Here is a 13,171-nt window from a genome sequence, read left to right on the forward strand (position 1 = left end):
GGTTGACCTTTCGTCGTAATGGTGAGCAATGACCTCCCAAAGTACATACCTTACAGACAACACCTTTGCGTTTCTGGATATTGAAACCACCGGGGGCAATTCGTCCCATGACCGCATAACGGAAATCGGCATCCGGTTCTGGCGAGCCGGTGAGGTGGTCGGAGAGTGGCAGACACTGCTTAACCCCGAAACCAGGATTTCACCATTTATTGAACGGCTTACCGGTATCAGCAATGAGATGGTGGCCGGAGCGCCGGTGTTCGGGGAGGTGGCGGATGAGCTGGAAGCGCAGTTGAAGGGTTGTGTGTTCGTGGCCCACAACGCGCGCTTTGATTACGGCTTCATTAAATCCGAGTTCCGGCGGCTGGGCCGGATGTTCTCTGCCCGGGTACTGTGCACGGTGAAACTCTCAAGAAGGCTGTATCCCGAGTTCCGGCGCCACAACATGGATGCGCTGATTGCCCGTCATGGCCTCGCGCAGGTGCAGCGGCACCGGGCCATGGGAGATGTGTCCGCGATGCTGGCGTTTTTCGAGCATGCCCGGAACGAGCATGGCGCCGAACCCATGGAGAACGCCATCCGGGAGTTGCTGCAAAAGCCCAGCGTGCCCTCGAACCTGCCGCCGGGCATCATGGATGAGTTGCCCCGTGTGCCGGGTGTGTATCGGTTCTATGGTGAGAACGATGTGCTGCTCTACGTGGGCAAAAGCACCAATATTGCCCAGCGGGTCGCTTCCCACTTTTCCGGGGATCACAACTCCAGCCGCGGCGTGCGGATGTCGGAAAGCCTGCGGCGTGTGGAGTGGACGGAGACCGCCGGAGAGTTAGGGGCACTACTGCTCGAGCTGAAGCAGATCAAGGCCCTCAAACCCATGTTCAACCGTCGCTCCCGGGCGGCGAAGAACCTGGTCAGCATCGAGCTGACAACCAACGAATCCGGCTACCTGCAGGCCCGGCTGGTGCGGGAGATCGAACCACATAGGCTTGGGGGCTATTTCGGACTGTTTCGCAGCAAGCGGGATGCGGAACGGGCACTCAGCGGCATCGCGGCCAAGAACGAGCTGTGCAATCAGCTGCTGGGCCTGGAGCCCGAGCACGAAGGCGCCTGCTTCCAGCGCACCCTCGGCCGGTGCAAGGGCGCCTGTGAAGGGGAAGAGGATGTCGTTCGCTACAACCTGCGGACGCAGATCGCCTTCCACGGCCTGCGCCTGACAACCTGGCCCTGGCAGGGGCCGGTCGGCATTGTCGAGCGTAACGAGAAAACCGGGCGGACGGACATCCTGGTGGTCTACAACTGGATACACGTCGCCACTGTTCACCACGAAGACGAACTGCACGACCTCTCCCTGCGCGGTCAGTCAGTGACCTTTGATCTCGATTCGTACAAACTGCTGGTCAAGACACTTCTCGGACGTGGCAGCAAGCCCCCGCGCCTGATCGAACTGCCGTCCACCGGCACACCGGATGTTCTTATGCCCTGAGTGGCGTATTATGGAACGGTCCGCATTCGTACCTAGTGCGAATCTGAAACATTGCCTGCTATGTTAAAGGTTTAGATCCCGCTGAGAGAGATTTATGAACAAAGAGCCCGTTTCCCGCGAACTGTTTGATGAAGTCATGGTGCCCAACTACGCCCCCGGAAGCATCATCCCGGTGCGCGGTGAAGGCTCTCGCATCTGGGACCAGGAAGGTCGGGAGTTCGTGGATCTCCAGGGTGGTATCGCCGTAACCTGCCTCGGCCACTCCCACCCCGGGCTCATCGGCGCACTCCAGGAACAGGCCGAGAAAATCTGGCACCTGTCCAACGTCATGACCAACGAACCGGCCTTGCGCCTGGCCAAGACCCTGTGCGACCTCACCTTCGCCGAACGTGTATTCTTCGCCAACTCCGGCGGCGAAGCCAACGAAGCCGCCTTCAAACTGGCCCGTCGCTATGGGTGGGAACACTTCGGTCCGGAGAAGAACGAAATCATCTCGTTCACCAACTCCTTCCACGGCCGCACCCTGTTCACCGTCAGCGTCGGTGGCCAGCCCAAGTACCTCGAAGGCTTCGAACCGGCTCCGGGCGGCATTCACCACGCCGAGTACAACAACCTCGACTCCGTGAAGGCCCTGATCTCCAAAGAGAAAACCTGCGCCGTCGTGGTTGAACCGATCCAGGGCGAAGGCGGCGTCATGCCCGCCGATCCCGAATTCCTCAAAGGTTTGCGCAAGTTGTGCGACGAAAACGACGCCCTGCTGGTCTTCGACGAAGTCCAGACCGGCGTCGGCCGTACCGGTCACCTGTACGCCTACGAAATGTACGACGTCGTCCCGGACATCCTCTCCAGCGCCAAGGGCCTCGGCGGCGGCTTCCCGGTAGCGGCCATGCTCACCACCGCCAAAATCGCCGCCAGCCTCGGCGTCGGCACCCACGGCAGCACCTACGGCGGCAACGCTCTGGCCTGCGCCGTGGCCCAGAAAGTCGTCGACACCATCAGCCAGCCGGAAATCCTCAAGGGCGTCAAAGCCCGCTCCGACAAACTCCGCAAGGGCATGATGGACATCGGCGAGCGTTACGGCATCTTCAGCGAAGTCCGCGGTGCTGGCCTGTTGCTGGGCTGTGTACTGACCGAGAAATGGCAGGGCAAGGCCAAGGATTTCCTGAATGCCGGTCTCGATGAAGGTGTGATGGTACTGGTCGCCGGCGGAAACGTTGTCCGCCTGGCGCCGTCACTGATCATCCCGGATCAGGACATCGAAGAAGCGCTAGAGCGCTTCGAAAGAGCAGTTGAGAAGTTGACGGCATAATGACCAAGTAGGCCGGAGCTCGGTTCCCCACGCCGGGAATGTTGAAGGCCAGGGAAGGCCTGAAACAAGCGCACATGGACGTGCTCGTAGCGGTTCCCGGCGTGGGGAACCGGGCTTGGGCCGGCCGGACAACTCCGATACAAGTAAGTAACAGGAAGCAACTATGTGGCTAGTCCGTCCGGCAACCCCAGCTGACCTGGAACCGATCCTGGAAATCGCAGGCACCCAGGGCGCCAGACTGTCCTCGACACTCCCGAAACAGCAGGAAGCCCTGGCCAACAAAATCCGCCACTCCCAGGACTCCTTCGCCGGCAAAACCAGCGACGAAGAAGAACCCCCAAGATTCCTCTTCGTCCTCGAAAACACCGAAACCGGCGAAATCCTCGGCACCGCAGGCATCGACGCCCGCGCCGGCAACGGCCAGCCGTTCTACAACTACCGACGCGACGCCCTCATCCACGCCTCCCACGAACTGGGCGTCTCCCGGCGAGTTGAAGTTCTGTACCCCAGCCACGGCCTGACCGACCAGAGCCTGCTCTGCTCCTTCGCCATCAAACCCGAACTGCGAACCACCGACGCCTTCGAACTGCTCTCCCGGGCCCGTCTGCTGTTCATCGCCGAACACCGCGAATGGTTCAGCAACCGAATGGTCGTCGAGATCCAGGGCGTCCAGGAAGACGATGGCAGCGTGCCCTTCTGGGACAGCCTCGGGCGGCACTTCTTCAACATGGATTTCCAGACCGCCGACCAGTATTCGGGAACCCTCAGCAAGACCTTCATCGCCGAACTGATGCCGCCGAACCCCATCTACGTCACCCTGCTCAGCACCAAAGCACAGGACGCCATGGGCCAGGCCCATAAACTGACCGTGCCCAACCTGGAACTGCTGCAACGGGAGGGATTCCAGGCCGGCTGCTACCTCGATATCTTCGACGCCGGCCCGGTGCTCGAGGCCCGCACCGACAGCCTGCGAACACTGGTCACCAGCGATCGCAAGGAATTGCATGCCAGCCACGAGGACGCCGGGGAAAACTGCCTCATCGCCGCCGGGGAGGGCGCGGATTTCCGTTGCGCCCTGACCCCGGTCGCGGTCACCCTCGAAGGAAAAGTACAGGTTCCGGTTCGCACCTGGCAGCTGCTTAACAAGAGCGCCGGCGACACCGTAAGGATCGCGCCGCTATGAATCGGAATCGCAAACAGGAGGCCCGGCCATGCTGGTAATCCGGCCACTGCAGGAAAACGACCTCGACGATCTCTACACCATGGCGCTCAATGCCGGTAAGGGCCTGACCACCCTGCCTGCCGATCGCGAGTTGCTGCAACGCAAGATCAATCATGCCCGGGAAACTTTCAACCAGCGTTGCGCGCCGGAAGCCGGGTTATACCTGTTCGCTCTGCAGGACATTGCCACCGGCAAGGCCGTGGGCATCAGCGGAATCCAGGCCCGGGTCGGGTTGGACGAGGTGTTCTACAATTACCGGCTGAGCCTCACCGTCAACGCATCGAAAGAGCTTGGCGTGCATGTGCGAACGCCCACCCTGCAACTGTCCAACGACATGACCGACACCAGTGAGATCTGCTCGCTGTTGCTGTCGGATGATTACAAGGGCGGCGGCAACGGGCTGCTGCTGTCCCGTTGCCGGTTCATGTACCTGGACGAGTTCCGCAAGCACTTCTCCGAGAAGGTCTTTGCCGAAATGCGCGGGGTGTCCGACCGGAACGGGCAGAGCCCGCTCTGGGATGCGTTGGGGGCCAAGTTCTTCGACATGGAATTCAGCGAGGCGGACAAGCTCTCCGGGCTCGGCAACAAGTCGTTCATCGCCGAACTGATGCCCAAGTACCCCATCTATGTGCCGATGTTGCCGGACTCGGCGCGGGCGGTTATCGGCCGGGTGCACGAGAATACCGTGCCGGCGCTGAAGATGCTCCAGGCCGAGGGCTTCAACTTCAACGGCCTGGTGGACATCTTCGATGGCGGCCCGGTGGTGGAAGCGTTTGTGCACAATATCCGCACCATTCGCGAGAGTGTGAACCGCTATGTCCTGGTCACCAGTAAGCCCATGAGTCTGGAGGCGCCGCCGGCGGAGCGGGTAATGGTTTCAAACCGTTCCTTCCGGGACTTCCGGGTGACCACGATGCCGGCGAAGTACATCGGCCCCGAGACTGTCCGGATGCCGCCGGAAGTGGCAGAGGCGTTACAGGTGCAGTCCGGGGATTCGGTGCGCCTGGCGCCCTTGAAAGAAGGCGGTTTCTGGCCCATTCATTCCCATAGGGAAAGCGAAAATACTGATGAACTATCCCAGAGCAGGATCAAGAAGTACCGTAGCCATTCATCGTGGGACTGAGGCGCGGATGACAGGAACTCCAGGACCGGGAGGTGCATGACCATGGCCAATCTGACAGGTGAAATCTTTATCGACGGACTATGGCTGACCGGCCACGGTCTTCCCTTCGAATCCGTTCAACCGGTGACCGGTGAAACCGTATGGGATGGTACCGGCGCGAACCTGGAAGACGTCGATGCCGCCGTCCGTGAAGCCCGCAATGCGTTCGTGAAGTGGCAGCGCAAGAGTTTCGCCGAGCGCCAGGCCGTGATTGAGGCGTTCCGTGACCAGCTGGAGGCGAACAAGGAAGACCTGGCGCACCAGATCGGCCTGGAAACCGGCAAGCCGCTGTGGGAGTCCCGCACCGAGGTGGCCGCCATGATTGGCAAGGTGGCAATTTCCATCAAGGCCTATAACGAGCGTACCGGTCACAGCGAGTCCGAGGTGGCCGGCGGCCATGCCGTGTTGCGGCACCGTCCCCATGGTGTGGTGGCCGTGTTCGGCCCCTACAACTTCCCGGGGCACCTGCCCAACGGTCATATTGTGCCGGCCCTGCTGGCGGGAAATACCGTGGTATTCAAGCCCAGTGAGCTAACACCCGGTGTGGCGGAAATGACGGTCAAATTCTGGGAAAAGGCCGGCCTGCCCGATGGTGTGATGAACCTGGTGCAGGGCGCCGCGGCTACCGGCAAGTCTCTCGCCAGCCATCCCATGATTGACGGCCTGTTCTTTACCGGCAGCTCAACCGTGGGCCACCTGCTGCACCAGCAGTTCGGCGGCCAGCCGGAGAAAATCCTGGCCCTGGAGATGGGCGGTAACAACCCGCTGATCGTCCAGGATGTGGCGGATGTGGACGGCGCGGTCCACCATGCCCTCCAGTCTGCGTTCCTGTCAGCGGGGCAGCGCTGCACCTGCGCCCGGCGCCTGCTGGTGCCCAAGGGCAAGAAAGGCGACCAGTTCCTGGACCGCCTTGTTGAGGTGGCCGGCAAGATCAAGGTCGGTGAATTCGATGCCGATCCCCAGCCGTTCATGGGCTCGGTGATCTCCGTGGAAGCGGCGGACAAGTTGCTGGCGGCCCAGGCGAGCATGCTGGAGCAGGGCGGCAAGTCGCTGCTCGAGATGAAACAGCTGAAGCCGGACACCGGACTCTTGTCGCCAGGGATTGTCGACGCCACCGGCCTGGATCTGACCGATGAGGAATTTTTCGGTCCGCTGCTCACGGTCTATCGCTACAAGAGTTTCGATGAAGCGCTGGAGCTGGCCAACAATACCCGCTATGGCCTGTCAGCGGGTCTGCTGTCCGACGACCGCAAGCTCTACGACCGACTGGTGGAAGAGGTTCGGGCCGGCATCGTCAACTGGAACCGGCCGTTGACCGGAGCGAGCAGTGCCGCACCCTTCGGTGGTGTGGGCGCCAGTGGCAACCACCGCCCCAGCGCCTATTATGCCGCCGACTACTGCGCCTGGCCCATGGCCTCCCTGGAGGCCCGCAAGAGCGAGCTGCCCGAGAGCCTGGCGCCGGGCCTGACCTTTGACTGATGACTGACGGAAGCGGAAGCAAAGTATGAGCCAACACGCGGTGGAAGCAAACTTTGATGGCCTGGTGGGACCCACGCACAACTACGCCGGGTTGTCCTGGGGCAATGTCGCCTCCAAGTCCAATGTGAGATCTGTCTCCAATCCGAAGGAAGCGGCACTCCAGGGTCTGGCGAAGATGAAGCGGCTGGCCGACCGGGGCTATGTGCAGGGCGTCCTGCCACCCCACGAGCGGCCGCACCTTCCAACCCTGCGGGCGCTCGGGTTCGCGGGCTCCGATGGGGACATTCTCAAGAAAGTCGCGGCCGAAGCGCCAGCACTCCTGGCGGCCGTTTCCTCCGCATCGCCCATGTGGACTGCAAACGCCGCAACGGTCTCACCCAGTGCCGATACCGCCGATCACCGGGTGCACTTCACGCCCGCGAACCTGAGCGCCAAGTTCCACCGGTCCATCGAACATGAGGTGACCGGCCGCGCCCTGAAGGCCATCTTCACCGACGAGAGCTACTTCGCCCACCACCCGGCGTTGCCGTCGGTCAGCCATTTCGGGGACGAAGGCGCGGCCAATCACACCCGGCTGTGCAGCGGTTATGGCGAGCCCGGCGTGGAGCTGTTTGTGTATGGCCAGATTGCCTTCAATGAAGATGCCCCGGCCCCGGTGAAATACCCGGCCCGGCAGACTCTGGAAGCGTCACAGGCGATTGCCCGTTTGCACGGTCTGAGGGACCGGAACCTGGTATTTGCCCAGCAGAACCCGGCGGCTATCGATGCCGGGGTGTTCCACAATGACGTCATCGCTGTGGGCAATGGCAACACCCTGTTCTACCACGAGCTGGCTTTCCTGGACGAGGATCGGGTGCTGGCGGATGTCCGTTCCCGACTCTCCGGGGCGGAGCTTGAAGCGGTTCGCGTCAGCAGCGCCGAGGTGCCCCTCGAGGATGCGGTCGCCTCCTACCTGTTCAACAGCCAGCTGCTCAATACGCCTGATGGCATGTTGCTGGCGGTCCCCGGAGAATGCCGGGAGATCCCCTCGGTCAGCCGGTACCTGGATAGCCTGGTAGCTTCCGGCGGCCCGATCACCTCGGTGGAGGTCTTTGATGTCAAACAGTCCATGCGCAATGGCGGTGGTCCGGCCTGTCTGAGACTGCGGGTGGTGCTGACCGACGATGAACTCAAGGCGATCAATCGGGGCGTGATCCTCACAGACCAGTTGTACGAGCGGTTGACGACCTGGGTGGAGGCGCACTACCGGGATGAACTGTCCCAGGAGGATCTGGGCGATCCCATGCTGCTGGAGGAAGTGCGCAAGGCGCTGGATGAGCTCACCGGTATCCTGGGGCTCGGCTCGATCTACGACTTCCAGCTTTGAGTTTTTAGTCTCACGCGCTGATCGATGAGGTCAGCATGTCCATGGTGTGCCGGATGAGGGTGTCGGCGGAGAAATCGCTGGTGCCCTCGGCCATCTCCGCCTGGCACAGCAAAATCACCCCGTGCAGGGCGCCGCGCAGGTAGAGCGCGGTCTCGATAGGATCGCGAATCCGTTCCCGGCTCATGGTGCCATCGGCAAGCCCCTGCTCGATGGCGCCCACCATCAGCTCCATCAGCTCGTTCTTGGAACACAGCATCTCGTGGGCCTGGATTTCGTCGGCATCTGCCATGGCGGTGGAGGCCTTGGTCAGGGCCGAGAAGTAATCCGGCTCGTCCTGGTAGAACCGGTAATAGGCCTCACCCATGGCGCGGATCTGGGCCAGCCCCTTGCTTTGAGTTTTACGCGCTTCCTCGAACCGGCTCACCAGACTCTGGCCCGCCCGCAACATGATCCCTCGCTGAATGGCTGCCTTGTCCTTGAAGTACACATACAGCAGGGCCCGGCTCAGGCTGGCGGTACGGGCGATGTCATCCATCGAGGTCTTGTCATACCCCTTCTCTGAAAACACCAGTTCCGCGGCGTCCAGAATGGCGTCGTAACGGGCCTGTTTTTCGCGTTCGCGGCGGGATTTCAGTGGTTCACTCATGGGGCGTTCCGGTTGGTTCAAACAGCAGGTCATGATACCTGAAACCCGATAAAAACCGATTATTGACAATTTGTCAAAGAATGACATGATGTCTGAAAACTGGGTGGGGTAATCCACGGATGCGATTGCTCCTATCCGAAGGCAGGGATGGAAGGATCGGTTTATGAAAATGCATCGACTTGGCGCAGCGATGGTTCCCGTTGCGCTGTTCTCACTGTTGCTGGCGGGCTGCAAGGCCGGCGATGTGTCGCCGGAAGCCAAACCCGCGGCGGTTTCCGTCCGTGTTGCAGAGGTATCCGGCGGGCTCGAAGAGGAGCTGCCCCTGCGGTTCTCCGGTATCGTTCAGGCGGCGCAGCGCGCGACCCTGACCTTCCAGGTCAGCGGTACTCTAAGGGAACGGTCCGTTGAGCTGGGTGAAAGCGTGAAGGCCGGGGACGTGCTGGCTCGCGTCTATAATCCCGCCCTGGAACCGGCCACCGATTCGGCCCGTGCCCGGCTGGAAGAGCTGGTGACTCAGTACCAACAGGCGGCACGGGAGTGGGAACGTTCCAGCCGCCTGCATGAACGGGGCGTGGTCTCGGAACAGGCGCTGGAACAGCTCGCCGCCCGGCGGGACGGCCTGAAAGCCAGTGTCGCCACGGCCGAGGCCTCCCTGGCGGAAGCAATACGGTTGCTGGAAGAGAGCACCCTGAAGGCGCCTTTCGGCGGCCGGATCGAGGCGTTACTGGTGGAGAAAGACGAGTTTGTGGCGGCCGGCCAGCCGGTCATGCGGTTGTCCTCTTCCAATGGCCGGGAAGTGGAAGTGCGGGTGCCAGCTTATCTGCTGGACCACGTGAGCCTCGGGCAAACGTTACCGGTGTGGGCGGTCCATGACCGGAATCTGGCTGCGGTGACAGGATCGGTGGTCGAGATTGCCCAGGGCAGTGCGATCAGGGGTGAACTCCACCCGATACTGGTCAGCCTGCCGGAAGCGTCCCTGGAGCCGGGGCAGCCGGTGGAAGTGGGTATCACCCCAGCCAGCGTCCCGGCAATGACAGTGCCCCTGTTATCAGTCCTCCGGGATCCCGGTGGTACCACTGTATTCCGGGTGCGCGATGACCGGGCCGATCGCATTCCGGTGCAGGTCCAGCGCATTGTCGGCGAGCAGGTGGCGGTGCGCTCCGAAGCCCTGAAGCCGGGTGACCAGGTGGTCTATGCCGGCATGACCCGGCTGGCGGACGGCGATACCGTGGAGATCCGGCGATGACTCGCCGGCTACTGAACGGCCAGCGCCTGCTGGGCATGGTGGTGACCATGCTGTGCCTGCTCGGGATTGCCGCCTACAGCACCATGCCCCGGCAGGAGGATCCTTCCTTTCCCTACCGGGCTGGCCTGATTACGGTGAACTATCCGGGTGCCAGTGCGGAGGCGGTGGAACGGCTGGTTCTCCAGCCCCTGGCCGATGAGCTGCGCCAGGTAGAGGAAGTCGAATTCAGCCAGGGTACGGCCCGTACCGGGGTAGCCCTGGTCAGGCTGCGGCTGGAAGATCACATTTACGATACCGATCCGGCCTGGGACCGGGTGCGCCAGGCCATGGAACGGGCCAGGCTGGATTTCCCCGATGATGTGGGCCAGATGGCCCTGGACGACCGCCTGATTGATATCCCGGCCATTGTTCTGGCTGTCGGGGGCTCACCCTCGGTAACCGAACTCTCCGAGGTCGCCGAGCGGCTTAAACAGAATCTGGCCGATATCCCCGGTGTTTCCCGCATTGAGCTGGACGGTGACGCCGACGAGCAGATTACTCTGGCCCTGGATGATGCCGCCTTGTTCCGTCTGGGCATCTCTCCCTCCCGGGTGCTCGATACCCTGGCAAGGCGCAACCAGACCATCCCCGGCGGTTTCGTGGTGGTGGACGGCCGGCGATTGTCAGTCCTGCCCAACAGTGAATTTGCCGATATTGATGCCATCCGCGCCACGCCGATTGAACTGCCCGATGGCTCCCAGGTGCCGCTGGCGGCTGCGGCCGACGTCTGGCGGGGCCCCGCCGAACCGCGCCAACCCGAAACCTGGTACGACGGTGAGCGGGTGGTGCTGGTCTCCCTGATCATGGAGGAGGGCACCACCGATGCTATCCGCTTTGGTGAACAGGTGCGGGAGCGGATTGAACAATTGCGCCCGGATTTCGCCCCCTACGAAATCCGGGAAATGTTCTTCCAGCCGGACAAGGTGGAGGAACGGCTGGACAACCTGGCCTGGAGCCTGGTGCTGTCGGTCCTGATCATTGTCGGCGTGGTGTTCACCGGCATGGGTTTGCGCATGGGTTTGCTGGTCGCTTCCATCCTGCCCATGGTGGCCATGATCAGCATCGGCCTGTACGACCTCGGCGGCGGTGTGCTGCACCAGGTGGCGGTTATCGGCATGGTGATCTCCCTGGGAATCCTGATCGACAACGCCATCGTCATCGTGGAGAACATCCAGGGCCATCTGGACCAGGGCATGCGTCGACTCGATGCCCTGCGCAAGGCGGTAGCTGAGCTGGCCGGGCCTCTGGGCGCCTCCACCGGCACCACCCTGGCGGCGTTTGCACCCCTGTTGCTGTCCAAGGGCGGTGCGGCGGATTTTACCCGTGGCGTCCCGGTGATGATCATGCTGACGCTGTCGGTCAGCTACCTGCTGGCAATCTCGGCGGTGCCGTTGCTGGCGGCCCGGTTTCTGAAACCAAGGAAGAACGTGCACCGCGACCGGCTGATCGGCCTGGCCCGGTTCCTGGGTGGACTGGTGGCGAACAACCCGAAACGGCTGATTGCCGCCGGAACGGTGCTGGTAGCGATCAGCCTCGCGCTGACGCCGTTCACGGCCCAGCAGTTCTTCCCCAACGCCGATCGTCCCCGGGTGATTGTTGAACTCTACATGCCCGAAGGCACCGACCAGGCCCGCACCGCCGAGGCAGCCGCCCGCCTGGAACAGGCCATCCGCACCCAGCCCGACGCCCTGGAAGTTCACCGTTTCGTCGGCTTTACCGGCCCGAGTTTCTATTACAACCTCCAGCGCGCGCCCCAGGCGCCCAACCGGGCCCGGCTCGTAATTCGTACACCGACCCTGGCCGATACCACCGAGATGGTGCGCTGGGTTCGGGCCCATGCCAGTGAACAGATGCCCGAGCTGGACCTCACCGTGGGCGTGCTGGGGCAGGGGCCACCTCGCGCAGCACCGGTGGAGATCCGCATCTATCATGCCGACGATGCCAAGAGGACCGAAGCGGTTGAGCAGGTGTTCGCGACTTTGCGGCGCGTGCCGGGCACCGTGGATGTGCGCCATGATCTTGATATCGGCGTACCTAGCATTGCCATCGACGTCGATGACGCCTCCGCCGCCCGTTATGGCCTGACCCGTGCCGACGTGGCCCAGAGCCTTTATGGCCAGAGCTTCGGTGTGGTCGCCGAACGCTACCGCCAGGAAGACGATCCGATTCCGCTGGTCCTGCGATCCCGGGAAGGAACCGCGTTGCCCCTGTCGCGCCTGTTGTCCGTCAACATCTACAACAGCAATGGCGACGCGGTGCCCTTGGCGGCGGTGGCTAACGTGGAAACCAGCTGGGAACCGGCTGCCCGGTACCTCCGGGACGGTGTTCCGGTGAACACAGTCACCGCCAACCTGCTCAAAGACTACAGCTTCAGCCAGGCCCTGGACGGCCTCTATGCCGGCCTCGAAAACAACCCGTTACCCGAAGGTACGCGGATGGAAATGGGCGGCGACGCCGAAGGCTCCGGCGATGCCAACGGCGCCCTGCTCAAAGCCGCGCCCATCGGAGTGCTGTTGCTGTTGTTCTTCCTGCTGCTGCAGTTCAACTCCTTCCGCCGGGTCGGCGTCATCCTGCTGACCGTCCCTCTTGCAGCCGTCGGTATCTTCCCCGGCCTGGTGCTATCCGGCTCGCCCTTCGGCTTCCAGTCCTTGCTGGGCGTCATCGCCCTGGTGGGCATCGTGGTCAACAACGCCATCGTCCTGCTGGACGTTATGGACCGGGAGCTGGAAAAAGGCAGCGACATCCGCGATGCCGTCCGCAGCGCGGTGGAACAACGCACCCGCCCCATCCTGCTAACCACCGCCACCACCGTCGCCGGCCTGCTGCCGCTGGCGTTCTCCAGCAGCACGCTGTGGCCGCCGATGGCCTGGGCGATTATCTCTGGCCTGCTGGCCTCGACGGTGCTCACGCTGTTGGTGGTGCCTTCGGTTTGTGTGCAGGTGATTCGGGAGAAAGTGCCGGAGCCGGAGAATGCGCCGGCTTGAGGGGATGGAGATTTGGGCTCGGGGGAGGATTAAGATGGGGTCAGAAGAAGGTTTTCTTCAGACCCCGGAGTCTGCATCAGATCCCTGGGGTTGGTTTGGCTCTCGGGACTGATTGAACTTGGGGTCAGAAGAAGGTTTTCCGCCGGCTTGAGGGGGCGGAGATTTGAGTTCGGGGGAGGATTAAGATGGGGTCAGAAGAAGGCTTTCTTCAGACCCCTGGGGTGGTGGCTGGCTCCAG

Annotated in this window: 9 protein-coding genes; 8 read left to right on the forward strand and 1 reads right to left on the reverse strand. The window is 62.4% G+C overall.

Annotated elements, in window-relative coordinates:
* Positions 1-28 precede the first annotated feature (28 nt).
* The 6 genes from BM254_RS16525 (at position 29) to astB (ending at position 8,018) form a co-directional block, all read left to right on the forward strand.
* Positions 29-1,480, forward strand: coding sequence for an exonuclease domain-containing protein (locus BM254_RS16525; protein ID WP_092006391.1), 1,452 nt, complete (start codon positions 29-31; stop codon positions 1,478-1,480).
* A 94-nt stretch (positions 1,481-1,574) separates the two neighbouring features.
* Positions 1,575-2,789 (forward strand): aspartate aminotransferase family protein, encoded by a 1,215-nt coding sequence (locus BM254_RS16530; RefSeq protein WP_092006394.1) that lies wholly within the window; start codon positions 1,575-1,577, stop codon positions 2,787-2,789.
* A 163-nt stretch (positions 2,790-2,952) separates the two neighbouring features.
* Complete coding sequence (locus BM254_RS16535; protein ID WP_092006397.1) at positions 2,953-3,972, forward strand: arginine N-succinyltransferase; 1,020 nt, start codon at positions 2,953-2,955, stop codon at positions 3,970-3,972.
* 28 nt (positions 3,973-4,000) lie between these two features.
* Positions 4,001-5,134, forward strand: coding sequence for an arginine N-succinyltransferase (astA, locus tag BM254_RS16540; protein ID WP_092006401.1), 1,134 nt, complete (start codon positions 4,001-4,003; stop codon positions 5,132-5,134).
* A 42-nt stretch (positions 5,135-5,176) separates the two neighbouring features.
* Positions 5,177-6,652 carry a succinylglutamate-semialdehyde dehydrogenase gene (gene astD / locus BM254_RS16545; protein ID WP_092006635.1) on the forward strand — a complete coding sequence of 492 codons (1,476 nt, stop codon included), beginning with the start codon at positions 5,177-5,179 and terminating at the stop codon, positions 6,650-6,652.
* 25 nt (positions 6,653-6,677) lie between these two features.
* A complete protein-coding gene (gene astB, locus BM254_RS16550; protein WP_092006403.1) occupies positions 6,678-8,018 on the forward strand; it encodes an N-succinylarginine dihydrolase in 1,341 nt (446 codons plus the stop codon).
* A 10-nt stretch (positions 8,019-8,028) separates the two neighbouring features.
* Here the strand turns inward: astB and BM254_RS16555 are convergent, their stop codons facing one another.
* The gene (locus tag BM254_RS16555) at positions 8,029-8,664 is read right to left on the reverse strand and encodes a TetR/AcrR family transcriptional regulator (RefSeq protein WP_092006405.1); all 636 of its coding nucleotides are present in this window, start codon (positions 8,662-8,664) and stop codon (positions 8,029-8,031) included.
* A gap of 163 nt (positions 8,665-8,827) precedes the next feature.
* Between BM254_RS16555 and BM254_RS16560 the strand changes: the two genes are divergently transcribed.
* Together BM254_RS16560 and BM254_RS16565 are read left to right on the forward strand one after the other, a co-directional pair.
* Positions 8,828-9,910: an efflux RND transporter periplasmic adaptor subunit gene (locus BM254_RS16560; protein ID WP_092006407.1), complete on the forward strand. Its 1,083-nt coding sequence runs from the start codon at positions 8,828-8,830 to the stop codon at positions 9,908-9,910.
* Complete coding sequence (locus BM254_RS16565) at positions 9,907-12,933, forward strand: efflux RND transporter permease subunit (RefSeq protein ID WP_092006410.1); 3,027 nt, start codon at positions 9,907-9,909, stop codon at positions 12,931-12,933. The genes BM254_RS16560 and BM254_RS16565 overlap by 4 nt, the downstream gene beginning before the upstream one ends.
* Positions 12,934-13,171 lie beyond the last annotated feature (238 nt).

Origin of the sequence: Marinobacter pelagius (genome assembly GCF_900114925.1) — a bacterium.
GTDB classification, from domain to species: domain Bacteria; phylum Pseudomonadota; class Gammaproteobacteria; order Pseudomonadales; family Oleiphilaceae; genus Marinobacter; species Marinobacter pelagius.